Origin of the sequence: Sulfurovum sp. TSL6 (assembly GCF_019972115.1) — a bacterium.
In the GTDB taxonomy this organism is placed as follows: Bacteria; Campylobacterota; Campylobacteria; order Campylobacterales; family Sulfurovaceae; genus Sulfurovum.
The window spans coordinates 45,689-70,237 of sequence record NZ_BPFJ01000001.1 but is presented as its reverse complement, the minus strand read 5'-3'; the positions used below and the strand labels follow the sequence as shown (position 1 = coordinate 70,237).

Annotated in this window: 26 protein-coding genes and 1 other RNA gene; 7 read left to right on the top strand and 20 right to left on the bottom strand. The window is 38.8% G+C overall.

Annotation, left to right across the window (positions count from 1 at the left end; genetic code table 11):
- The first annotated feature begins 12 nt into the window (after positions 1 to 12).
- Positions 13 to 618 (top strand): MBL fold metallo-hydrolase, encoded by a 606-nt coding sequence (locus tag LDM93_RS00315; RefSeq protein WP_223889874.1) that lies wholly within the window; start codon positions 13 to 15, stop codon positions 616 to 618.
- Positions 619 to 632: 14 nt separating this feature from the next.
- Here the strand turns inward: LDM93_RS00315 and LDM93_RS00310 are convergent, their stop codons facing one another.
- The 7 genes from LDM93_RS00310 to LDM93_RS00280 form a co-directional block, all read right to left on the bottom strand.
- Positions 633 to 887, bottom strand: coding sequence for a hypothetical protein (locus tag LDM93_RS00310; RefSeq protein ID WP_223889872.1), 255 nt, complete (start codon positions 885 to 887; stop codon positions 633 to 635).
- 52 nt (positions 888 to 939) lie between these two features.
- Complete coding sequence (locus tag LDM93_RS00305) at positions 940 to 1,323, bottom strand: hotdog domain-containing protein (protein ID WP_223889870.1); 384 nt, start codon at positions 1,321 to 1,323, stop codon at positions 940 to 942.
- 166 nt (positions 1,324 to 1,489) lie between these two features.
- Entirely contained in the window at positions 1,490 to 2,149 is a 660-nt protein-coding gene (locus LDM93_RS00300) for a winged helix-turn-helix domain-containing protein (protein ID WP_223889868.1), read from the bottom strand.
- A gap of 134 nt (positions 2,150 to 2,283) precedes the next feature.
- Positions 2,284 to 3,189 (bottom strand): tRNA 5-methoxyuridine(34)/uridine 5-oxyacetic acid(34) synthase CmoB, encoded by a 906-nt coding sequence (gene cmoB / locus LDM93_RS00295; protein WP_223889866.1) that lies wholly within the window; start codon positions 3,187 to 3,189, stop codon positions 2,284 to 2,286.
- The gene (locus tag LDM93_RS00290; protein ID WP_223889864.1) at positions 3,190 to 3,720 is read right to left on the bottom strand and encodes a peptidylprolyl isomerase; all 531 of its coding nucleotides are present in this window, start codon (positions 3,718 to 3,720) and stop codon (positions 3,190 to 3,192) included. It abuts the gene before it with no gap.
- A 48-nt stretch (positions 3,721 to 3,768) separates the two neighbouring features.
- Positions 3,769 to 5,295 carry a ribonuclease Y gene (rny, locus tag LDM93_RS00285; RefSeq protein WP_223889862.1) on the bottom strand — a complete coding sequence of 509 codons (1,527 nt, stop codon included), beginning with the start codon at positions 5,293 to 5,295 and terminating at the stop codon, positions 3,769 to 3,771.
- Positions 5,296 to 5,387: 92 nt separating this feature from the next.
- Complete coding sequence (locus LDM93_RS00280) at positions 5,388 to 5,951, bottom strand: 5-formyltetrahydrofolate cyclo-ligase (RefSeq protein WP_223889860.1); 564 nt, start codon at positions 5,949 to 5,951, stop codon at positions 5,388 to 5,390.
- A gap of 59 nt (positions 5,952 to 6,010) precedes the next feature.
- Between LDM93_RS00280 and LDM93_RS00275 the strand changes: the two genes are divergently transcribed.
- A complete protein-coding gene (locus LDM93_RS00275; RefSeq protein ID WP_223889859.1) occupies positions 6,011 to 6,724 on the top strand; it encodes a TlpA disulfide reductase family protein in 714 nt (237 codons plus the stop codon).
- A 6-nt stretch (positions 6,725 to 6,730) separates the two neighbouring features.
- Entirely contained in the window at positions 6,731 to 7,597 is an 867-nt protein-coding gene (gene ftsY, locus LDM93_RS00270; RefSeq protein WP_223889858.1) for a signal recognition particle-docking protein FtsY, read from the top strand.
- Here ftsY and LDM93_RS00265 read toward each other — a convergent pair.
- Positions 7,594 to 8,292, bottom strand: a complete 699-nt coding sequence (locus LDM93_RS00265) for a lysophospholipid acyltransferase family protein (RefSeq protein ID WP_223889857.1) — start codon at positions 8,290 to 8,292, stop codon at positions 7,594 to 7,596. The genes ftsY and LDM93_RS00265 overlap by 4 nt on opposite strands.
- A 193-nt stretch (positions 8,293 to 8,485) precedes the next feature.
- On the opposite strand from LDM93_RS00265, the gene radA reads away from it, so the two are divergent.
- From radA to LDM93_RS00250, 3 genes are all read left to right on the top strand, one after another.
- A complete protein-coding gene (gene radA / locus LDM93_RS00260; RefSeq protein ID WP_223889856.1) occupies positions 8,486 to 9,838 on the top strand; it encodes a DNA repair protein RadA in 1,353 nt (450 codons plus the stop codon).
- A gap of 15 nt (positions 9,839 to 9,853) precedes the next feature.
- Positions 9,854 to 10,204 (top strand): holo-ACP synthase, encoded by a 351-nt coding sequence (acpS, locus tag LDM93_RS00255; RefSeq protein WP_223889855.1) that lies wholly within the window; start codon positions 9,854 to 9,856, stop codon positions 10,202 to 10,204.
- A 96-nt stretch (positions 10,205 to 10,300) separates the two neighbouring features.
- On the top strand, positions 10,301 to 10,675 hold the full coding sequence (locus LDM93_RS00250; protein WP_223889854.1) for a hypothetical protein: 375 nt from the start codon (positions 10,301 to 10,303) through the stop codon (positions 10,673 to 10,675).
- 7 nt (positions 10,676 to 10,682) lie between these two features.
- On the opposite strand, the gene LDM93_RS00245 is transcribed toward LDM93_RS00250, so the two are convergent.
- The 5 genes from LDM93_RS00245 to LDM93_RS00225 all read right to left on the bottom strand — a co-directional run bounded on the left by LDM93_RS00245 (position 10,683) and on the right by LDM93_RS00225 (position 16,603).
- Positions 10,683 to 11,669, bottom strand: coding sequence for an SAM-dependent methyltransferase (locus tag LDM93_RS00245; protein WP_223889852.1), 987 nt, complete (start codon positions 11,667 to 11,669; stop codon positions 10,683 to 10,685).
- Positions 11,659 to 12,858: a TolC family protein gene (locus LDM93_RS00240; RefSeq protein ID WP_223889851.1), complete on the bottom strand. Its 1,200-nt coding sequence runs from the start codon at positions 12,856 to 12,858 to the stop codon at positions 11,659 to 11,661. Before LDM93_RS00240 ends, LDM93_RS00245 begins: the two co-directional genes overlap by 11 nt.
- Entirely contained in the window at positions 12,833 to 14,017 is a 1,185-nt protein-coding gene (locus LDM93_RS00235; RefSeq protein WP_223889850.1) for an aspartate aminotransferase family protein, read from the bottom strand. The genes LDM93_RS00240 and LDM93_RS00235 overlap by 26 nt, the downstream gene beginning before the upstream one ends.
- Positions 14,018 to 14,129: 112 nt before the next feature.
- Positions 14,130 to 15,872, bottom strand: a complete 1,743-nt coding sequence (locus LDM93_RS00230) for a molybdopterin-dependent oxidoreductase (RefSeq protein WP_223889849.1) — start codon at positions 15,870 to 15,872, stop codon at positions 14,130 to 14,132.
- Positions 15,873 to 15,892: 20 nt separating this feature from the next.
- On the bottom strand, positions 15,893 to 16,603 hold the full coding sequence (locus tag LDM93_RS00225; RefSeq protein WP_223889848.1) for an HlyD family efflux transporter periplasmic adaptor subunit: 711 nt from the start codon (positions 16,601 to 16,603) through the stop codon (positions 15,893 to 15,895).
- Positions 16,604 to 16,750: 147 nt separating this feature from the next.
- Between LDM93_RS00225 and LDM93_RS00220 the strand changes: the two genes are divergently transcribed.
- A complete protein-coding gene (locus LDM93_RS00220; protein ID WP_223889847.1) occupies positions 16,751 to 18,271 on the top strand; it encodes a DUF4403 family protein in 1,521 nt (506 codons plus the stop codon).
- An 86-nt stretch (positions 18,272 to 18,357) separates the two neighbouring features.
- Here LDM93_RS00220 and rnpB read toward each other — a convergent pair.
- The 7 genes from rnpB to LDM93_RS00185 form a co-directional block, all read right to left on the bottom strand.
- Positions 18,358 to 18,702: RNase P RNA component class A (gene rnpB, locus LDM93_RS00215), an RNA gene on the bottom strand.
- 106 nt (positions 18,703 to 18,808) lie between these two features.
- Positions 18,809 to 19,087 (bottom strand): heavy-metal-associated domain-containing protein, encoded by a 279-nt coding sequence (locus LDM93_RS00210; RefSeq protein ID WP_223889846.1) that lies wholly within the window; start codon positions 19,085 to 19,087, stop codon positions 18,809 to 18,811.
- 152 nt (positions 19,088 to 19,239) lie between these two features.
- Positions 19,240 to 20,109 carry a succinate--CoA ligase subunit alpha gene (gene sucD / locus LDM93_RS00205; protein ID WP_223889845.1) on the bottom strand — a complete coding sequence of 290 codons (870 nt, stop codon included), beginning with the start codon at positions 20,107 to 20,109 and terminating at the stop codon, positions 19,240 to 19,242.
- Between the two features lie 3 nt (positions 20,110 to 20,112).
- Positions 20,113 to 21,285, bottom strand: a complete 1,173-nt coding sequence (gene sucC / locus LDM93_RS00200; RefSeq protein WP_223889844.1) for an ADP-forming succinate--CoA ligase subunit beta — start codon at positions 21,283 to 21,285, stop codon at positions 20,113 to 20,115.
- Between the two features lie 187 nt (positions 21,286 to 21,472).
- Complete coding sequence (gene fumC, locus LDM93_RS00195; RefSeq protein WP_223889843.1) at positions 21,473 to 22,870, bottom strand: class II fumarate hydratase; 1,398 nt, start codon at positions 22,868 to 22,870, stop codon at positions 21,473 to 21,475.
- Between the two features lie 253 nt (positions 22,871 to 23,123).
- A complete protein-coding gene (locus tag LDM93_RS00190; protein WP_223889842.1) occupies positions 23,124 to 23,681 on the bottom strand; it encodes a Fe-S-containing hydro-lyase in 558 nt (185 codons plus the stop codon).
- Positions 23,682 to 23,690: 9 nt separating this feature from the next.
- A complete protein-coding gene (locus tag LDM93_RS00185; RefSeq protein WP_223889841.1) occupies positions 23,691 to 24,542 on the bottom strand; it encodes a fumarate hydratase in 852 nt (283 codons plus the stop codon).
- Positions 24,543 to 24,549 lie beyond the last annotated feature (7 nt).

The following is a 24,549-nucleotide window of genomic DNA, read 5'->3' as shown; positions in this document are numbered from 1 at the left end:
GAGAATTATATCATGCAAATCAAAATACAACCTATGGGAACTTACCAAACCAACTGTTACATCGCCACAGTGGATGGAAAAGATTTTATCATAGATCCTGGCATGGGTGCTACGCAATGGGTACTTGACAATGTCACAAATCCCGTCGCTATACTTAACACGCATGGTCACTTTGACCATGTATGGTCAAATACGGAGGTTCAAGAGAAACTGAGGCTGCCTATCTATTGTCCCAAAGGGGATGTTTTTATGCTTACAGATGATCCTCTTGGACAAGGTACGCCTCCTAGTCAGCCTGATCATATCATCCTAGGTGATGAAACACTGAACATCGAAGGGGTAAAGATCAAATACCGTCACTTTCCGGGACATACGCCTGGCTGTTCCATTATAGAGATAGATGATGTATGGTTCAGTGGGGACTTTCTTTTTGAACAAAGTATCGGAAGATGGGATTTTCCTTCATCAAGCGGAGAAGATATGGTGAAAAGTTTAGAAAAAGCGCTCACCATAGAAGGCAATTACACGATCTATCCTGGCCATGGCATGAGCACGACCCTCAAAGCAGAACAAAGAGTCATGCCTTTTTGGATAGAACAGGTAAAGAGGACACTTTGATCCTCTAATCTGCTTTATTGAGCGTTACCGCATTTCCCTGTACCGCATTTTCCTGTCTCACACTTCATAGAAGGGTTTAAATCACTTTTTTGGGCAGTTTCCGGTTTCCCTGAACCACACTTTCCTGCTTCACACTTCATAAAAGGTTTCAATTCACTTTTTGGTTCAGGTTCATAGGTTTCAAATGCACCTTCGCTGTAAAGGATATATGTAAAGATTGCAGCCAATACCGCCAGAGCCAGAAACACATAAAGAAAGAATTTTTTCATTGTCATTTACCTTGATTTCTATTTAAAAAATGAAGTATAGCATAAGCTTCTGTTAGCCTAGGACATGCGAAGGCAATACGAACGTTGTAAAATTGCCTGTAAACACTAGCTTTTCATTGACAAAAGCTTCTACTTCTACCTCAGCTTTCTTACCTTTACTATTGACAACGGAAGCCTTACATAGTACCGCATCACCAACCTTTACAGGTGCTATAAATTTGGAACTTGAAGCTCCCAGGACCACATAAGGGTCATTCACTGCAGACATTGCTGCATAATCTGCTGCACCGAAGATAAAACCACCATGTACCAATCCCTGTGTATCCGCTGCCATCTGTTGTGTGGTATGCAGAAGTACTTCTGCATAATTTTCTTGAAGCTTTGTCACTTTTCCACAAAGTGACGTATTGATATTTAAATGGGTGTTAAGTTGCATTGTAGATCCTCAAAGTGTTTTAAGGATTATAGCAATATTTTTAATGAAACTTATTGAATAATTTGTGTTAAATGTGCTGTATATTTGGAGATTGTTTCGAAGAAGCTTACGTCAGTAAGTGACTAAGTAAACTCCTTCAAAGATGCAGTGCAGTCAGCACCAAGTATTAATAAGAGAATTTATATCCGCGTCTACGTACAGTATGGATCACTTGAAATCCGAGGATACTCTTCAGTCTTTTTCTGATCTGGTTGATCGCTACTTCAACGGTATTATCACTGACATACTCAGGCTCTTCCCAAAGTGCATTGATGATCTCATCTTTTGAAAAAACACGTTGTTTACGAAGTGCAAGGTATGCCAAGATATCAAATGTCTTGCCATTGAGCGAAACGATCTTCTCATCATATTCGATCTTTTTATTTGCGATATCGATCACAAGTTTATCAATATTCACCTGCGTACCAAAAAGGTGTCTCATATTTGCCAAAACTCTTGCAGCGATAAGATCAGGATATTCACCATGCTGATAGATCACATCATCTACACCCAAAGAGAAGAAAGCAGATTGTGCTTTGACATTTTTTGTCAATATCATGATCTTCGTTTCACTCTTTTTCTTTTTGACTTCATTCACGTAACGCTCAAGTGAAAACTTCACACCTTCATCCACGATCACAACCAGTTCATAATGTCTAAAGTCTGTAAAGTTAGTTGCATCATACATATCTTTTGCATTGTCAACAATACAAATAAAGTATTTATCTAATTCTTTTTCAAGTTCCTTAACGTATTCATCGTTGAAACCTACCGTTAATATTCTCATTCTTTTCCAATCCGATAAGCAAGTGTCCAAAACTTAAATTTTGTCTACTTTTCGCTTTTATTAGCGTATTTATAGCTAAATCAACCTTATTTAAAAATAAAAGTAACTTTAAGAATGAAGATTTTTAAGCTATTTTAAAGTGATTTCATTGCTTTGATGTAGACTCTTTTAGGTGCAGGATATCCCTCGACGGTCTTTGTATGATCATCAGGATCCAGGAAATCTTCTAGACTTTGTGTGTCTATCCACTCAGTTTTTCTTTGTTCAGTAGGTTCTGTTTTCATGATCTCCAACACTTCAACTGTTTCAAACCCTGCCCTTAAGCACCAATTTTTTAAGGCATTGACAGTAGGTACAAAATAGATATTTGGTATCTTTGAATAACGGTCCCTAGGTGTCAGACACATTTCACCTTCACCATCTATCATAAACGTATCTAAAATAAGTTCACCGCCTTTATTCAATCCTTTAAAGAGTGATTTCAGCATAGCAACAGGGTCAGACCTGTGATAGAGCACACCCAAACAGAACAGCGTATCAAACTTATGTTCATAGAACTCTACATGTTCTACACCCAAAAGTTCATACACAATATCTGACTTTATAAAATGGTTCATAAACTGGAATTGTGAATAATAGATAGCAGAGGGGTCAAAGCCTATAAGTTTTTTAGGTGCTTGAGACAACATACGAAACAGGTAGTATCCATTGTTGCACCCTATGTCGCCAACGATCTTGTCTTTCAGGTCAAAATGTGGTTCAAGCAGATTGTATTTAATTTGGCTTTGCCATTCAGAGTCTATAAAAAGATCATTAATCTGAAACGGGCCTTTTCGCCAAGGCTTCATGAGAAGTGCCGTCTCTTTTATCTGCTGGGCATCTTGGGGACTAAGGTTCTTGATGTGAACTTCGACTCTGTTTCCAAGCTTTACCTCAACATCTTCATACGTTTTAAGCGACTTAATGGCTTCCTGATAAGGTATGATATTTTTCCACGTAAGCCATTTCTTACGCTCGTCTCGTAAACTATTTAAATCCATCTATTTTTTGATATACGCTTTTTTAATTATCTGGTCAAACATGGGTCTGTCCCCTCTACCCGTAGTAACATTTTCCATCTTGCGTACAATTTCTTCACCTGAGATCACTTCACCAAAGATAGTATGCTTACCATTTAACCAAGGTGTGGGTGCAAGTGTAATGAAAAACTGACTTCCATTTGTTTTAGGTCCACGGTTTGCCATTGCCAACAGCATCGGTCTGTCAAATACGACATTGGGTGCAAATTCATCTTTGAAATCTGTTTTCCAAATAGACTCACCACCTCTACCTGTACCTGTCGGATCACCACCCTGGATCATGAAACCTTTAATGATTCTATGAAAAATAAGCCCATTGTAGTAACCATTTTTAACATGCGTGGTAAAGTTTTCAACGGCAAGCGGTGCCACTTCAGGATACATTTTCAATTCTATCTTCCCTACATTGGTTTCCAGTACTACCACAGTATCTTTCGCAAATGCTTGAAAACTCAATCCTATCAATAGTATCGCTACTAAAATTTTTTTCATGTATACATCCTTTATCTAATATCTTAAAATTATAACCATTTTAAAATTTTACTTTGCATAATTGACAGCCCTTGTCTCTCGGATCACATTCACTTTTATTGCACCAGGGTACTGTACTTTGTCCTCTATCTCTTTGGCAATTTCTTTACTTAAAAGTACGGTTTCATTGTCACTCATCTTTTGGGCATTGACAAAAACACGTATCTCTCTACCTGCATTAATGGCATAGGCTTGATTGACGTAGGCTTTACTGAGGGCAATGTCTTCAACCTCTTTCACGCGCTTTGTAAAGCTTTCAAGGACTTCTCTTCTTGCACCGGGTCTTGCTGCAGAGAGTTTATCTGCAGCACATACCGCGGCACTCTCTACAGAGTCTGGTTCTTGATGCCCATGGTGGGCATATATCGCATTGATGACTGTAGGGTGTTCCCCATGTCTACGACAAAGATCCACACCTATATCTACGTGTGAACCACCCAGATCCTGTGTCAGCGCCTTGCCGATATCATGTAGTAGACCTGCACGAAGCGCAAGTTTTTCATCTCCGCCCATTTCAGCTGCCATGACACGTGCAAGTTTGGCTACCTCCAAGGTATGTGCCAAAGCATTCTGTCCATAGCTGGCTCTGTATTTCATACGACCCAAAAGTTTCACTAGTTCTTCATTCATCGGGAAAAGCCCCAGTTCTATAAGTATATTTTCACCCTCTTCAAAGGTTTTTTGTTCAAACTCTTCTTCTACTTTTGCATGGACTTCTTCTATACGACCCGGGTGTATACGTCCATCTTCTACCAGTATTTCTATCACCCTGGTTGCAATAGCCCTTCGATAGAGATTAAAACTGCTTACAAGGATCACACCCGGTGTTTCATCTATCACAATATCTACGCCTAAAAGCATTTCAAGTGTCTTGATGTTTCTACCCTCTTTGCCTATGATACGTCCTTTGTGCTCATCACTTGGCAAATTCACAAGATTAATAAGACGTTCACCTGCAAAGTCACCTGCATAACGCGTAGTGGCTTGTGCCAAAATATAATTGGCTTTTCGTTCACCTTCTTCTTTGGCTATTTGTTCATACTTACGTACAATATTAGCAACATCTGCACGGCTTTGCTCTTCTACCTTTTCTAAAATATATGCTTTTGCTTCCTCTTTTGTCAAAGAAGCTATATGCTGCATTTTATCTACCGTATTGGCAATCTCTTCTTGTTTTCTTTTCTCCAGTTTTTCTAACTGGGTCTCTTTCTCCAAGACTCTCTTTTCCAGGAGTTTTAAACTCTCTTCTTTAGCCGTCAGTTCTTTGGTTTTCAAGATCAAGGTACGATTACGTTCATCTACCTTTCCTACACGTTTTTGAAATTCACTCTCTTGTTCCAACTCGTTTTCTTTGATTTTCACATGTGCAGATTTGAGTAAAAGTTCCGTTTCTTTCTCTATCGCTTTAGCTTTTGCTTTTGCTTCTGATTCCATGTATGAAAATTTGTGCTTAGTACTTATTTTCATCCACAGGTAACACACACCTGCCCCAATAGCTATCCCAGCTATACTGGAAACCCCTATTATCCCTAACATTACTTATCCTTCGGTCATTACATGTCTCATAACATACGAACCAGGTTCCTACGTTATTCGACCATCCAAGCTTTGCTTTTGACAAAACCTATTTAAGCGGTGATAATCATGTCTGCTTTTACATCATAGTCGTCTGTTATGATCTCTTTGCTGTAACACAATTCACGCGCTACAAAAACTGTTTGTTTTATATATTCATTCTGTTTTTCATAAAATCTATCATACATACCTTTACCAAATCCAACACGTCTATGTGTTGTATCTACTCCCACGATAGGTACGATAGCGATATCTATATTTTTTATTCTGTATTGTTTTGAATCATTGGGTTCTTTTATCCCAAACTGCTTTTTCTTGAGTGGAAGTCTATATTTTACCAACCTAAAACTTGCACCTTCCATAAATGGTACATAGAGCAGTTTCTTTTCCTTGCGCAATCTCTGTATGAGAGGGTGCACGTTCACCTCTGTTCCTAAAGGTATATAAAGCATCACAGTGTTGGCCTTATTTTCCACAATATATTGATACAGTGCATGCACTATTGTCTTATCTTTTTTATAACTACCCGATCTAGAAACTTTTTCCAATCGTTTCAAGCTCTGCATTCTAAATTGCTTTTTTTTAGCCTCTTTTGTCATACTGATCCGTCTATTCATCTTATTATTTATTGCTCTTTGGCTATAATCGCCAGACTAATTATACCAAAAGGGTCTGTGTGTATAAAAAAATAGCTATACTTCTTTCAATATTACTGCTCATTGTTTTGCTCATCTTTCTAGGATGGGAAGACAAACAAGCTAAACCTACCACTCTTCCCACAGAGAACACTACTGAAGTTTTGACGGAAAAAGTTAAAATAGACCAAGAAGACAAAAGGTTTCAACTGGGTAAGAAAGAAGATATGCTTCCTCAAGTGAAGCCGTCTATAGCAGAGGCAAATATATCTGTACCAGAAATACAGCTAGGGTCGTTTACACTCATCAACACAAAAGTACAAAGTCATAAAGTGACCGTCTCCGATCAAAAAGTCATGTTTCAAGATACAGCACAACCCATTCTCATAGTAAATCTTTTTGCTACATGGTGTCCGCCTTGCATCGGAGAGATCCCTTATTTGAATGATCTTCAGAAAAAGTATGAAAAAGAGCTTCTTGTTGCAGGTATACTTACCCATGACAGTATTGCACAAGATGAACTGGAGACATTTATGGCAAAAAATCAAATCAATTATTTTATCTCCAACGGTACAGACAACGAAGCGTTTGCAACTCTACTGGCAACGACACTCCACTTACCTAAGAACTTTCCCATCCCCCTTACAGTGATGTATGTTGAGGGTAAGTACTTCACACATTATGAAGGTGCAGTCCCCGTAGAAATGATAGAATACGATATACAACAAGCCAAGAAACAATTAAAAGCAAGGTAATACAGCATGTTTAATTTATTAAAAAAAGTATTGGGTAAAACCAGTGATGCCATCAAAGATGTTGCACCGACAAAACGAAAAGTGATCCCTAAAGATGAATTTGAAGATATCTTGCTTGAAGCAGATGTGAACTATGAACTTGTAGAAAGACTTTTAGAGGGATTGCCTGACAAGATCAGCAAAATTCAAGCCTTCAACTCACTTATCTCTGTGTTTCAATATAAAGCAGACTTCAAAGAGAGTGATGCCACACCTTTTGTGGAAATGATTATCGGTGTCAATGGTGCAGGAAAGACAACGACCATCTCTAAACTGGCGTATCGTTACAAACAAGAAGGTAAAAAAGTAATGCTTGGAGCAGGAGATACTTTCCGTGCTGCGGCGATAGAACAACTTACAAGATGGGCAGACAAATTAGAGGTCCCTATCATTGCTACACAACAGGGGCATGATCCATCTGCTGTGGTCTTCGATACTATAGAGTCTGCAAAAGCCAAAGGTTTTGATAACATCATCATTGACACTGCAGGAAGACTCCACACACAAACAAACCTGAGTGAAGAGTTGAAAAAAATGATCCGTGTTGCTGGAAAGGCACTTGATGGTGCTCCACACCGTAAAATGCTTATTCTGGATGGTACACAAGGAAGTTCATCTATCAATCAGGCAAAAGTATTCAATGAAATGGTCGGCATTGATGGCATTATTATTACCAAGCTTGACGGTACAGCCAAAGGTGGTTCTGTATTCAGTATCGCAGATGAATTGAAAATGCCTATTTTTTACATAGGGACCGGAGAACAGCCTGAAGACCTTATAAGATTCAAAGCAAATGAGTATGTCAATACGATCTTAGACGAGATCTTTATTTAGGAAGAGCTCTCTTCCTCAAGAGAAAACATTTTACGATAGAGTGTTTCAAGACTTGTTTTCTCTTTATAATCTATAATATCCCCCACAACGACAGTCACTTCTTGTTCAAGTTTACTGTCATTTAACGCATTTTTCAATACTTTATCCGCATCCGTTTTAATATATAGAGGCAATATAGGCAAACGGTTTTTCAAAGCAATGATACGAGACCCCTCTTTGAATGTTGTCAACGCGCTGTCTGTTTTATTTCGTGTTCCTTCAGGAAAAATGAAAATGGATTCTCCACGTTTGACCGCTTCTTTTGTCTCTGCAAAAAAACCACTCATTTGGCTCTTTTCTCTGTCGAGGAGTATCGAACCCGCATTACGGACAAAAAGTCCAAAGAAAAAAGAGTTATAAAGCTCTTTTTTTGAGATCCATGGACCGAATATTTTTGTATTTTTAAGTGCCACTTCTACGATAGGCGGATCGATAATGCTTCTATGATTGATCACAAGAAGATATTGGCCCTCTTGAGGCAGTTTTTCAGGATTATCAATCTTCACTGAAACATGTAGAGTATCAAGCTGTGCTTCCGAATAGGCAAGTCTTAATCTTTTTATTTCCATGGGGTCATTGACTTTTCTTAATCTATATCCAAAACTGTTTGTCAGATAAAGACCATAAAAAAGCTGTTTAATTGTATTAAGTGTCACTAAGTTTCCTTCATATATGCCGAAATTATAACCAAAAGAGTTAAAAAATGTATACCTATGCAAGGGCATACCTAACCTTCAGGTTGATCATAATTTACATGGGATACTTTAAAAAGATGTCAATATGACATATTTCCTGGTGTTCACATCATTTGACCCTATAATAACATCACAATAGAACTGAAGGGTAATCATGGCAAAGAAAAAAACATTATTTGAATGTCAGGCATGTGGATATCAATCTCCAAGATGGATGGGAAAATGTACTTCATGTGATCAATGGGAAACCATGATCGAACTGAGTGCTGATCAAATTAAATTTTTGAAAGAAACGTCAAGTTCCAGTGCTTCAGGTTCATCTATACTCAAAGCGAAACCGATCACACAGATAGAAGAGGACAATATTGTCCGTTTCTCTTCAGGAAGTGGAGAATTGGATCTGGTACTCGGTGGAGGCATTGTTCCGGGCTCACTTACACTCATTGGAGGCAGCCCAGGTGTAGGTAAATCCACCCTTTTGCTGAAGATAGCAGGAAACCTTGCCCGAGCTACAAAAAAGGTCTTATACGTCTCAGGAGAAGAATCTGCCGGACAGATAAAACTGCGAGCCAACAGATTGGAAGCAAACCATGAAAACCTTTTTTTACTCCCCGAGATCAATCTTAGTTCTGTCCTATCAGAAATCGGTAATCAAGACTATGAACTTATTGTCATTGACTCCATACAAACACTCTACTCTGATGAAACACCCTCTGCACCCGGTTCAGTCACACAGGTACGTACAATCACTTTTGAACTGATGCGTATTGCGAAGTCTTTACAGATACCTATCTTTATCATCGGACATATCACAAAAGATGGTTCCATAGCGGGGCCTAGAGTCCTTGAACATATGGTAGATACTGTTCTCTACTTCGAGGGAGATACAAACTCCGATCTTCGTCTATTACGTGGTTTTAAAAACCGTTTTGGCGCAACAAATGAAGTTGGTATATTTGAAATGAACAAAGAAGGCTTGAACGATGCAAAAAGTATGGCAGGTAAATTTTTCAACAAAGACCATCTCCAGTCAGGTTCAGCACTTACTGTCATCATGGAGGGAAGCCGTCCTATCATTGTAGAAGTACAAGCTCTGGTTTCAGAATCCTATGGACATCCTAAAAGAAGTTCTACCGGTTTTGATAACAATCGTCTGGGCATGCTTTTGGCACTACTCGAAAAGAAACTTGATCTGCCTCTTGGTACCTATGATGTCTTTATCAATGTCTCAGGAGGGATCAAGATACATGAACCTTCTGCTGATCTTGCGATCATCGCAGCCATTTTAAGCAGCTATAGAGACAGAAAACTAAGTGCAGAAACACTTTTTCTAGGTGAAGTAAGTCTGACCGGTGAGATACGTGAAGTCTCAGGACTCTCTCAACGTCTCAAAGAGATCGAGACCCAAGGATTTACTAAAGCCGTCATACCGAATAAACCACTTGAAAAAACAAACATTAAATGTTTTGTAGCCGATGAAGTCTCTAAAGTTGTTGAGTGGATGTAATCGATATAATATGGCATGAAAATAGGAACAGATATTGTACAGATCAATAGAATAGAAAAAGCATTGACACACTTTGGTGATAAATTCAAACAACGTTTTTTGAATCCCCAAGAGATGGAACTTGTACAAAAGTCAGCATCTATAGCTGGATTTTGGGCAGCGAAAGAGGCTATATCAAAAGCACTGGGTTGCGGCATTGGCAGTGAACTCTCATTCCATGACATCATCATCACCAAAAACTCCCGTGGTGCACCTGCATTTACACTGAGTAAAGAAGCACAAAAAATACACCAGATCAAGGCATCTTCACTCTCCATTAGCCATGATGGTGGGTTTGCTATCGCTGTTGCAGTCATTAACCAATGATCACTCTCTTTATTTTTTAGATTTTAAAAAGTATTATTGTAATTATCAATGGATTATATTACAATAAGTGTATGATTATTGCATAAAGGAGTAGATATGAAATATGGCATCGTCACTATTGCTATTCTGATGCTCTTAGGTGGATGTGACCAACCTAAAGTAGAAAATAAAACTAAAAATACCCCTCATATTGTCAAACAAACATATTTTCCGCCTCCTCCAGCAAAAAAAATAAAACTCAAAAAAGTGGATGATACCAATTTTGATGCAGACTACATGTATCCCACAGAGTCAAAGAAAAGAGACAAAGCAGAAATACCTGCACCAATGGCTGGAGACACTGCTAATCCCATGAATAAAGAAGAGTGCATAGCCATGATCACTCAAGAAAAGTTCGATAAATATGCTGCGATGTTCGGCAGTGAAGCTGCTTCCATCAAACGATGCAAAATGCTCAAAGCAACAAGATAGCAGCAGACTACTTTCTGAAATGTACCAATTTAAATCTGTCTCCCATCATCGTGGGAGATATCAGTGTTTTTATCTTATCTGCTTCACTCATATATTTTGCCTGCGTTGTTTGTTTGGCAAAACGTTCAAGAATATCAATAATCCCAAAACGTATTAAAGCACGCGCTTGTGTCTCATAGGAGACTTCTTCAAAACCTGCTGCTACAAATGCTTCGCTCACATGTCCAAAGTTCACATCATACGTAATGTCATCTTTTTGATAGGATTCAGACAAAGTAAGATCTTCATCAAATAGAGGAAAGGTTTCATGTGCTCTATAGACACGTATGGAGAAGTCATTACGTACATACTTTTCACCATAATCAAAAGAGACAAAATCACATTTTTCTATACCCGCTGCCATCTCTTTTGCAAACACTTCATAGCCTACGGCGATTTCACCTTGTTTTAAATGATGTTTCTTAACCCAGTTCAGCATCTCTGCAGGTGCTTCTGTCCACTCTATCTGATGCTCGTTTACCAGCGCTATCTTTTCATCTTTGAAAAGCTCACAAGGGAAAGCATCGAAAATTTCATTGGCTACTACAAAAGCATAGGCTGCTTTTACTTCTGCAATGTCATTAAAATGTGTGATCTGTACATCATCACCAAAACGCTCTTGAATATAAGCCAATTGTGCCTTTTGTACTTCAGGCTGACGCTCTACGATACCAAACTTAAGTGTTTTAACCAAAGCCGGGTCACAAGTATAGAGCCACTGAATCATATCACAGATCAGATATCCCTGGTGTGCGCCTATCTCTATCAGCCATCCGTTTCTATCTGCCTTACCTTCTTTTAAAAGCGCATAGAAATAATTGGCAATACTTGCTCCAAAAAAACTGCTGGTACTGACAGCCGTATAGAAATCTCCAGATTTACCTATAGCTTTGAACTTTTTATAATAGCCCTCTTCTCCATAAAGCCACTCATTCATATACTCACTAAATCGCATTTTCCACCCGTACATAAAGTTTTAATAACTGTATCTGTTTATCTATCTGATATATTTTTTGATCTATCTTTCTGATCTGTAACGAGTTATGCATGATATCTGCATCAAAAGAGGTCTTCTCTCCTGCATCCGCAAGATTTTTAGTTAAACGAAAGAGGCTTTTGTAAACCTTCTCATCTTTTTGGGCCAAAGTAATTTTTTTATCTAAAATACTTAGACTGTTATGGATCCAATCATACTCTTCATCCACCGTCTCTTTTCGGTCAAGCACTTCTACTGCAGCCCTTAACTTTTCAACTTTACTGGCCTCAATATCAGAAAAAGAGTTAATATCCAATGGCATGGAAACAGTAAATCCATAATTATAATAATCAAGCTTCAATCCGATTGGGTTAAATAATGGAAGGTCTCCATCTATTTTGGTATACTGCCCTTGTAGTGAAACTTCAGGAAGGTACTTTGCCCATGTCACTTTTTGATTATAGTCTGATTGTACAGCACGCAGCCTGTCTCTTTTAAGTTCCAGATTTGCTTCACTGTAGTCTGTTTTACTCATCAGTTTTAATGCAGGGAGACGTAACTTTTCCGGATCTTTATCACTTAAGAGTGCAAACTTCTGTTTGAGTTCCATCAGTGTCAGGTCCATTTCGAGCAGTGCCGTTTCATCCTGACTTTTTTTCAAAATTGCCTGGTCCAAAAAACTGCTATCTAGCAGACCTGCATCATAACTGTCACGTTTTTGGCGTATATCGATCGCATCATTTTTGATCTGATATTTCATTTTTTCTTGTTCAAGTTTTGTTTTTTTCAAATTGAAAAGTATGGAGATAGCATCACCTATCATCGTACGTCTTTGAAGCTCTATATCTGTTCTAGTGGCGTCACGGAGTGCCTGTGAGTACTTGATACCATAATAGATCCCTCCTGACCTGAATATAGGCTGATCAATAATGACAGAGTATCGTCCTGTCTTTCGCGTTACATCCTCGATCTGTGTAGAGTAGTCCCTACTATATTGTAATCTTACAGGATTCATCCAACTTTTTGAAAGTATATCACTCTCAAGTTCATTGCTTTCCAACTGATAATCAAAGATCAATTCTTTATTATCAGAGAGTATCTCACCCAATTCATCCGCATGTATCAGTGATGATGCGACTAAACTACAAAGAAGAAATAGCTTTTTCAAAACGTTTAAACCCTTCATCTATTTCATTTTTACTGATGGTGATGCTTGGCAGGAAACGGACTGTATTTCGTCCTGCTTTAAGGACAATGACGCCTTGGGCCATACAGTTCTTTATCACAGAGCCCTGAACCTCTGCACTTTTAGCACGAAGTCCCCGCATCAATCCCAATCCTACTTCTTTTTCAAACAAGTGCTTATATTTTACAGCCACTTCATGCAGTTTTTGAGAAAAATAGACCAATGTTTCATCTATGCTACCATCATCATACAAAGGATACAAGATATCTAAAACTGCAAGCCCGGCAGCTGTACTGAGGTAATTACCTCCAAACGTACTCCCATGATCTCCTGCAACCAATACATCTTTATGTTTTGTCATTACTGCACCTATAGGTACACCGCCGCCAAGACCTTTGGCTAACGTGATGATATCCGGCTCTATCTCATAGAGGTTAGAAGCTAAAAACTCACCGGTTCGGTACACACCTGTCTGCACCTCATCTACGATAAGTAAAATACCTTCAGATTTAAGATGTGCTGCCAACTTCTGTATCTCTTCTTTCTCAAAAGGCTGTACACCTCCCTCACCTTGTACCAATTCTATCAGTACCGCTACCGTTTCATCATCGATGGCTTTGTAGACATCTTCTATAGATTTTTCATACGAAAATCCAGCAGGATAGGGTGAAAAGTTTGGCGTATGAAAACTCTCTTGACCTGTAGCCTTCACTGTAGTGATCGTACGTCCATGGAATGAATGCTCCAGGGTAATGACCTTATAACGTTTGTTCTCAAACTTTGTCTCACCATACTTACGTGCTATCTTAATGGCACCTTCATTCGCTTCGGCTCCTGAGTTTGCAAAAAATACTCCCATATCATATCCACTCAACTCCACCATTTTCTGTGCGAGTTTTGCCTGAGGCTCGATCACCTGTAGATTTGATATATGGATGATATTCTTTGCCTGGTTACAAATCGCTTCAACAAGTTTAGGGTGATTATGTCCTACAGAGTTGACTGCGATACCTGAAGCAAAATCGATATAATCTTTTCCTTGATCGTCATAAAGTGTAGAACCCACACCCTTGACAAAGTTCGTATAGTCACGAGCATAGGTCTGTAATACATACTGTTTATCTTGTTGTTCTAAATTCATTTTTTTCCATCTCTCTTAGTCTTTACAGTATTATAGCAAAGTGTTGTTTTATGATGATAAAATTTCAGGGTTGACTACGCAAGTTTTTATTCACTATATATACAAGGATGCTTTATACTTTTTCAATCGTTATTTTTACCTCTTGATAACAAGCATTTTCACCCTTCTCACTGATGATACTCGGCGTGAGGATATTCAGACCTAAAGTATTGTTAGTCACTACCACACAGTTTGTCCTTAAATCTTCGTTTAAAACGACTTCAAGTTCCAAGGTACCAAATTCAGAACGAAGCAGCACCTTCTCCCCCTCCAGATAACCAGATCCAGGATGTATCTGTACTGTATTGTTACGTTTAAACTGTGTATTCAACGCTTTGTTTGCCTTAGTGGACAGCAGCCAAAATCGATCAACCTCCACTTTTGGAAAACGCTTGGCATCCCTAAGATCATCTTCATACGCTTGATCAAAATTAAATACTTCATCCCCATCTTTGCCAAAGCCTTCTTTATAAGGCAGCGGTTCATATGCTGGTGACATATACTGTCCCTCTTGCTTTTGACACTGTGTCAACCAAGCATCAATATAGTATGTTTCACTCTCCAAACCTGCAAATTTAAACGCCTCAAAAAGTCTCTTCGTAAAGTCATATTCACTGATGCCTATACCTGAATCCATCACCTTATTCATCTTCTCTACATACTGATGCCCATAACTGAGCCTTACATCTTCTTTTTCAAAGAATGTCTTAGCAGGTATGACTATCTTTGCTCTTCTAGACGTTTCATTGTCATAGAGTCCAAAATAGATGAGATTGTCTACCTTCTCCAGCTCTTCACATACACGTCTTGAATCAGGCATGGATTCAGCAGGGTTCCCTCCCTGTACCAGAACCGTATCAAACTCTGAAAAGTGTGTGACGACTTTAGATACGCTTTTACATTGCACATCAAAAGGGTTGACGAACCCTAGTTTTGAATCACTTAAATAGTGTACACCGCACCCCTCATTACCAAAAAGACCAAGTGTTGCAGCGAGTGAATCGATGGCATGAAGTACAGAAGCTCCACTGGCGTACTTCTGCACCCCTGTACCGACTAAAAATACTACCTTTTGATGCAGAAGATAGTGTAGAAGCCTACCCATTTCAACCATATCCGTACCACAGTATTCTAAAACAGGTTCAAGAAGGTGTTCCCGTACAAAATCATAAAAATCTTCATCTACTGCTAACCCATCCAGCGATCCACTACCTTTACTCTTTTTCCTAAAAATAAACCTTGCCAACAGGTTCGCCACATCATGATCTGTACGGGGCTGTAATTGTAAATGATGATTGGCTTTCTTTGCAATAGCCGTTTTAACCGGGTCGATCACAACGATCTTTTTACCTTTTAAAAAAGGTATGATATGCGCATTGGTTACCGTCACATTACGGCCCCATATCACTACGGTATCGGCTTTTTTTATCTGTTCAAGGGGCAACCCTTTATTTACGCCTCTACCTTCAATGATCCCAGCATCACCGGCACCATCACAAAGGCTTCCTTTGGTAAGCGTACCTTCTATTTTCTCCATGAAAAGATTCGTGACTTCCTGCATGACACCCATGTTCCCTGATCCTCTCCAAAGTAAAGAAGATTCTTTTTTAAAAGCGTCATATACGGCTTCCATAGCCTCATCCAGGCTTACTTCTTGACCATCAATACGTGCATTTTTAATACGCGATGCATCATGGATACTTTTGTTCAGTAAAGTACATAAAGCACCATTGCCTGCTGGATGTTCCACATCACCTGATATATGAGGGAATGCTCCATCTTTCACTACGATCTTGCATGCATCGTAACAATCCAATCCACAGGCTGTTGTGATGATTATTTTATCTCCACTTTCATCAGTTCAGAAAAGGATCCTTCAGGTGCCGGGATATATATCTCTGCACGGTAAGAAGAGATAAACTTCTCATCCGCCACTCTCCATACTTTATCCACTTTGTAATCTGTCTTCTTACCATTAAGATAGACGGTTTTTTGCTCTATCTGTTCTAATTCATCCGGTTCTAAAAAAAGTACCAGTTTTGCTCTACTTGCATCTACGATGCTTGCCAAAGGTGTACCCGGGGCAACATAATCACCTTCACGTACCATAATTTCATACAGATACTTATGGTGAAGGACAATGGATTTTTTTTCAATACTATCTTCAAGCTGGGCAATTTTATACTGCATATCCAAATACTGTGTTTTCGCAGAGGCATAACCGTAAAAAGCATTGTCTTTTTGGGTGGTAGAGGCTGTTTTCAACTTATCTATGCGTTGAAAATATGACGCTTGTCGTTTTAATGTTTCATGAAGAATGAGAAGATTTTCTTTTGATATTTTCAAGTTGATCTTATCCAAACTGTCATCTAAATAGACAATTCGTTGCCTCTCAACCATTGTACCTTCGGCATCAAGATCAACGTCCATGACCAAAGCACTCACTGCAGACTTTAAAACCACAGATTCATAAGGTTCGACTTTTGCATAATGTACTTTTGCAAATAGTAATAATGGTGTCAATAATAATAATAGAAAAATTTTCATTCACGGTCTCTTTTTTCATTGATTATATCAAAATAGAGTTAAGTGCTAAATAGTAAAGGTCAAGAAGGGGTATGAAAAGTATATTTCAGCACTTAAACTTAGTATTTTATGATAGAATGAGATACACCAAGAAGTTGAAAGAGACCTATGTGTAAAAAATACCCTATCAATACAAATCATTTTTTCTGCATTTTACTTTTCCTTTTTTTCCTTTATCCACCTAGTGCATTTGCCAACAAGCAGATACAAGAAGAGTCCATCATTACACTCCCTGTACAAGCAGATCTCAGTGTCTTGGAAAAATACTTAAATGAATATGTCCCCTATGATGTAGCTGTCTTAGATGAGCGTGGCAAGGTCTGTCTTAAACCACAAGATATAAAAGTACCTTTCATTCCAAAATGTAAAATAAAAGGCTTTAAAGTCTCTTGTAAAGATTGGACAAGGGACTTTCGGACAGTGCCCAAAATAAAATGTGATGTAAAGGGTTGGGTCAAAAGAAACGGACGCATCTTACTCTCTGGTAATGGGTCAACACTGACATTTGCATTTCCAGTGAAGGCAGAAGCATCTGCAGATGGATATATCTATGGAACTGCAAGAGCCTCTGCCATTCTCTATCTCAATGCTAAACTACACATTAATAATGACTGGACCATTTCCATAAACATCACACATGATTTTGCTTGGTCTAATAGCCCAGAATTAAAACTGTTTGATCTGTTCAGCATTGATATTAAAAAGGTCATAGAACCAAAACTTCGAAAAAGACTGGATAAATTTGCAAAGCGGGTACCAAAACTTCTTAGAAAACTTGACATTAAAGGAATGATGGAAGAACAGTGGGAAGATATCCAAGATCCTTTAAAAATAGATGATGACACGGATACCTACCTCTTATTTCAACCTCATGTTGCTTCCTGTTCTCAAATTGATATCGTTGACCATGTGTTACGAAGTACAATAAGTGCAAGGGGTAAAACACAAGTGCTTTTAGGCAAGCCTCCTGTAGATTACACTAAGACAAAGATGACAGATCTTGAAACCATCTGTTACAAAGAAGGAAAATTCAATTTTCACCTTCCTGTGAGGATCACCTATGAAGAGTTATTGGCCAGATCACACAATAAATATGCAGATGTCTATACGATCGATCTAGTAAAAAGTGTGGTGCCGGGAATGTTAAAGGTATCCAACCCGAAGATAGGAAAAAGCAGTGATGGACGACTAAGTATATCTGCTCATATCAGTTACGATAACAGAGATGAATGGTTAAAAACGTTTGATATGTACGATTGGTTCGATACTGACGGGGAGATCACCTTTACAGGTTCACCAAGGATCGATAAAGAGACCAGAACCCTCATTTTTGATGACTTGGTTTATGACTCGACTACCAACAATGATCTTTTTGATCTCTTGATCGATACTGCAGAGCTGGCACCTATACAGTCTTATCTTGAAGGACTTGTAAAATTTGATTATGGGAAAAAAATCGATGAAGGTGTTGTAAAAGCGAACAAATCATTAAATGAGGTTTCACAGGGTGATCTCAAGGTTACGGGACGTTTAGAGAAGGCAACGGTAGAAGATATTACCATTAATGAAAAAGACATTACGATCACTACAGAACTATCAGGAGTATTGGATGCAAATGCCAGATTATAGTTCCATGAAAAATTGGGATGATTATACATAGATCAAATATGTTCTTGGATGAAAGCAGTTTTGTACCATTTTCATATCTATGCTAGACAGAAGGTGCAACGATAAGCCGGGTTTTGTCGTGGGTAGTTATTTATCTAGACGTATTGTTACCAATACGTTCAAGCGAAGTATGAGTGCTGATCTAACAGCTTGTGAGACTTATACCATATACTTCTTGCTGCGGACAGGGTTTACCTAGCTGCCCATGTTACCACAGGCACTGGTGGGCTCTTACCCCACCCTTTCACTATCACCACCGAAGTGGCTACCTACTTTCTGTTGCACTTGCCCTCAGATTACTCTGGCCATCCGTTAGATGGAGCCCTGTCTCACTTGCAGCCCGGACTTTCCTCTCGTGACATCATGTCACCAGCAACTACCTGTTGCACCTTAATGGAATTATAGCATATAAAAAGGTGATTGTTAAGGGTTATGATGAATATTAAGCATAGTTATACTCTGTTGAAGCAGAGAAAATACAGAAAATATTTCTCCTGATTAACTGTTTATTTTACCTATGGCACACGAAACAAAACTTTTTGCTTTTGCTGAAGTACTACCCATGAAACTCATCTCTTCTGAAGCCAAAGGATAACCAAGTTCTTTTAGTGCCTCAGATAACTTATCTACATCCTTATTTTCTATATCTAAGGTAATTTTACGTGGCAGAACGTTCAAATCGACTTCTATCTCTCCAAACTCTTTGGCAAGTTTACTCTTAAGTGTAGAGGCACATCCACCACATTTAACATTAAAGACTTCAAATGATTGCTGCATTCATAACTCCTGACGATTTAACTGACTAATATTATAGTCAAAAAAGATAAATTAAGAAAAAGTATAGTGTTAAAAAGAGAGAATAAAAAATGAGTTTGGAGAGATAGAAGTCGTAGTGTGGGCACGAATGCCCACTAAAAGCGTATTAAAAATTAAGAAAGAACTTCTTTAACCGCTTTACCGATCTCAGCTGGTGAAACAACCACTTTCACGCCTGCTGCTTCAAGTGCATCCATTTTCTCTTTTGCTGTACCTGCAGAACCAGAGATGATAGCACCTGCGTGTCCCATTCTTTTACCTGCTGGTGCAGTTTGACCTGCGATAAAAGCAACCACCGGTTTAGTAATATTTTCTTTAATATATGCTGCTGCTTGAATCTCAAGATCTCCACCAATTTCACCGATCATAACAATCGCTTCAGTTTCTGGATCTTCTTGGAACATTTGAAGAAGCTGCTTATAGCTAAGACCAATAATCGGGTCCCCACCGATACCAACAGCTGTAGAAATACCATAACCTTCATTACATACTTGGTTTGCACCTTCATAGGTCAATGTACCAGATTTAGAGATAAGTCCAACATTACCTTTTTTGAAGATCATACCAGGCATGATTCCGATTTTACACTCTTCTGCTGTAATAATACCAGGACAGTTTGGCCCGATTGTTTTCATACCATTTTTAACCGCACATGCTTTAGCAGCTTGCATATCTCTAACTGGTGCACCTTCTGTAATGATAACAGCAAGTTCAATACCAGCAGATGCAGCTTCCATTACAGCGTCAGCAACAAATGCAGGTGGAACAAAAATCATAGAAACAGTCGCACCAGTAGTCTTAACAGCATCTTTTACTGTATTGAATACTGGTTGGCCAAGGTGTGTTTGCCCACCTTTACCCGGTGTTACACCACCAACGATTTTTGTACCGTAATCCATACATTGTTCAGCATGGAAAGAACCCTCTTTACCTGTAAAACCTTGAACGATAACTTTTGTATCTTTATTTACTAAAATTGACATATTTTACTCTCCCTTTGCCGCTGCTACAGCTTTCGCTGCACCATCACCTAAATCATCACCAACGATAAGGTTAGCAATGTTTGCATTTTTCAAAATTTCTGCTGCTTCTGGTGCATTTGTACCATCAAGTCTTACGATTACCGGTACATTTACATCTGTGATTTTCGTTGCTTCAATAATACCGTTTGCAATTCTGTCACATCTTACAATACCACCGAAGATATTTACAAAAATAGCTTTTACTTTTGGGTTTTTAAGAATAATTTCAAACCCTTTTGCAACTGTCTCAGCATTCGCAGAACCACCAACATCAAGGAAGTTTGCAGGTGTTCCACCCATATAATTAATAGTATCCATAGTACCCATTGCAAGACCAGCACCATTTACCATACAACCGATCTCACCATCAAGAGATATGTAAGAAAGACCATACTGAGATGCTTCTCTTTCATCTGGATCTTCTTCAGAAATATCTCTCATATCTTCGATATCCGGGTGACGTCCCAATGCGGAGTCATCAAAGCCCATCTTGCCATCAAGTGCCAAAAAGTCACCTTCTGCTGTTTTGATCAGTGGATTGATCTCAATCATCTCAGCATCATTTTCCATATAAAGTGTATAGAGTTTAGAAGCAAATTGAATCATTTTCTTTTGCTCTGCCTTGTCTGTTATACCAAGACCAAATACGAGTTCTCTACCATGGTAACCTTGGAAACCATATGCAGGATCTACTGCAATTTTAATGATCTTTTCTGGTGTTTCTTCAGCTACAGTTTCAATATCCATACCACCTTCAGTAGATGCCATGATAATTGGCATTTCAGCTGCACGGTCAAGTACTACAGAAAGATAAAGCTCATCTTTAATGTTTGCACCCTCTTCAATGTATACTTTTTGAACAAGTTTACCTTCTGGTCCAGTTTGGTGTGTTACCAAAGTCATCCCTAAAATTTCAGTCGCAAGTTCTCTTACTTCTTCTTTAGACTTAGCGAGTTTTACACCACCCCCCAGTCCTCTACCACCTGCATGGATTTGGGCCTTAACTACCCAAACGTTTCCACCAAGTTCTCCTGCATTTGCTACAGCTTGATCAGGTGTATTTGCAATAATACCTCTAGGTGTTGGGACACCATACTTTTGGAATATTTGTTTCGCTTGATACTCATGAATATTCACGTGTACTCCTTTTTATAAATTGCATAACTATACGATGAAAGAGAATAAGAATTGATTAATTTGCCTATAAAAGATAGTGATTTTAAAAAAATGTTATGTATTTACACATTTAAGTTAGGAAGATAATATTAGATTTTATATTGTAGAAGCAATATTGTCCCTTTTGGTAACAAAAGAGACATAAAAATTATGCTTTTGGTGCAATCATCTCTTCAGGTCTCACATTTTTGTCAAACTCTTCTGCAGACATTAGACCGAGTGCTACTGCTTCTTCTTTAAGCGTGGTACCATTTAGATGCGCCTGCTTTGCAATTTTTGCTGCATTTTCATACCCAATATGAGGATTCAATGCCGTCACTAACATGAGTGAATCATTTAAAAATTTATCAATATTAGCTCTGATCGGTTCGATTCCTGCTGCACAATTGACATCAAAACTTCTTATGACATCAGAGAGAAGTCTAATAGATTGTAAGACATTATAGGCGATCACGGGTTTGAATACATTGAGTTCAAAGTTCCCCTGAGACGCAGCGATTCCTACTGCTGTATCATTACCCATCACTTGAACAGCGACCATTGTCATCGCTTCTGCCTGTGTGGGGTTTACTTTACCAGGCATGATAGAAGAACCCGGTTCGTTTGCAGGAATCTCTATCTCTCCCAAACCACATCTGGGACCTGAAGCCAACCATCTTATATCATTGGCAATTTTCATAAGATTTGCAGCGAGTGCTTTAAGTGCACCGCTGAGCACAACTTCAGCATCGTGTCCTGTCAGTGCATGAAACTTGTTTGCTTGAGAAACAAATCCATAATTTTTTGCCATAAACTGGTTCAGTTGCACCACGACTCTTTGTGAAAACTCTGGATGTGCATTAAGACCCGTACCTACAGCCGTACCGCCGATTGCCACTTCTTTACAGTAGACAAGTGCATCATTGATTTGCTTTAGATTTGTTTCTAGCATCGATACATACCCGGAAAGTTCTTGGCCCAATGTCAGTGGTGTTGCATCTTGAAGGTGTGTTCTACCTATCTTCACAACATCAGAAAATTTTTGCGCTTTTTCATTCAGGGTATTTTTCAATTGGGTCACTGCGGGGATAAGCGTATCGGTTACCGCTACAACTTCAGCGATACGCATAGCGGTGGGATAGGTATCATTGGAACTCTGTCCTTTATTTACATCATCATTAGGATGTACCAGGTTTTCTTGTGTAAAATCTCCACCCAAGATCTCTGTTGCTTTATTTGCAACGACCTCATTCATATTCATATTCGACTGTGTACCTGACCCTGTTTGCCAGACTACGAGTGGAAAGTTGTCATCCAGTTCACCCGAGAGAACCATATTACATGCCTGAGATATCGCCGTTGTTTTTTCATCATCGAGGCGACCTAATGAGTGATTGACCAAAGCACAGGCTTTTTTTAAATTGGCAAAGCCATAAACGACTTCAAGAGGCATTTTTTCATTACCTATCTCAAAATTATGGACTGATCTTTGTGTCTGTGCACCCCAGTATTTGTCAGCAGGAACCTGCATCTCTCCCATTGTGTCTTTTTCAATTCTGTAATCCATAGGTGATCCTTTTACGTAGCATTAATGCTTATAATACTATGTTTCGGTTAATGAAATATTGCTAAGATAAAAAAGTTGAAAAAAGTGAATAGTTATGCAGTGGAAAGTATGTAACACTGTATTGACTCAAATACAATGTTACTAAATTTTGGTATGTTTTTTAAGCGTGGTACGACTGGGAATTTAGTGCCTCGCTGCATTGAGTTTTAACTCTTATACGATTCAGGGTTTAGCCCTTCACATGCATTGGATTTTAATCCTTAACCTCATACTGAGCACGACCCATCTGATAAATATCATTACCTTTGGTGTCATTGACAACAGTGACAGGAAAATCTTCTACTGTGATCTTTCTTACAGCTTCTGGCCCAAGTTCTGGATAAGCGATGACTTCTGCCGAACGGATCTGTTTACCAAGTAAAGCACCTGCTCCACCTGTAGCACCAAAATAGATACCATCATATTCAACACAAGCATCTTTAACAGCTTGGTTTCTTTTACCTTTTCCGATCATCCCCTTTGAGCCATGTTTTAACATGGTTGGAGAATACGTATCCATTCTGTATGATGTCGTCGGTCCTGCACTCCCGATAGGGTCACCAGGCTTAGGAGGCGTAGGTCCAACAAAATAGATAATAGAACCTTCTAGATCAAACGGAAGCTCTTCACCTGCTTCAATAAGGTCTACAAGTCTCTTATGTGCAGCATCTCTGGCTGTATAAATGGTCCCGTTTAATAAAACAGTATCTCCAGCTACAAGTTTTTTTGTATCTTCAGCAGTGAGTGGTGTTGTTAAAGTATAAGTTGCCATCTATTTCCCTTATATCGTAATATGCGTATGTCTTGATGAATGACACTGAACATTTACAGAAACAGGAAGCGATGCGATATGACATGGATTAGACTCAATATGAACAGCCAATGCTGTTTTTGTTCCACCCATCCCCATAGCACCGATACCAAGATTATTGATCTCATTCAATATTCTTTCTTCAAGTTCACCCATTTCAGGATCTTCATGTTTGGTCTCTAAGTCTCTAAAGAGTGCATGTTTAGAAGAGATACATGCTTTTTCGAATGTACCACCGATTCCTACACCTACTGTTATAGGAGGACAAGGGTTTCCTCCTGCATCAGAGATCACTTCTTTCACAAACTCTACGATTCCGTCTTTGCCAGCAGCGGGAGGTAAAACTTTCGCACGGCTAACATTTTCTGAACCACCACCTTTTGCAGCGTATTCAATGTCGATCTTATCGCCAGTTACGATATCAAAATGAACAATAGCCGGAAGGTTATATCCTACTGTATCTTTTAAATTCAAACGACTGAATGGTTCACATGTTGAGGCTCTTAAGTACCCCTCAGTATAACCTTCTTCTGTTCCTTTATTAATAGCGTCTCTTAAAAGGCCACCCTTAATACGTACATCTTCCCCAACATTGACAAAAAATACTGCTAAACCGGTATCTTGGCAAAGTGGTCTCTTCTCGTCTTTCGCGATGTTTGCATTTTCAAGTATTTGGCGGATCACCTCTTTACTTACTGGTGACTTTTCAGCCTCCATAGCAGCTTCTAGTGCATCATACGTATCTTGTGGTAGATCTGTACCACAATGCATGATCATATCTTTTACCGCTTTTACAACAACATCAAATTCAATTTCTCTCATCTACACC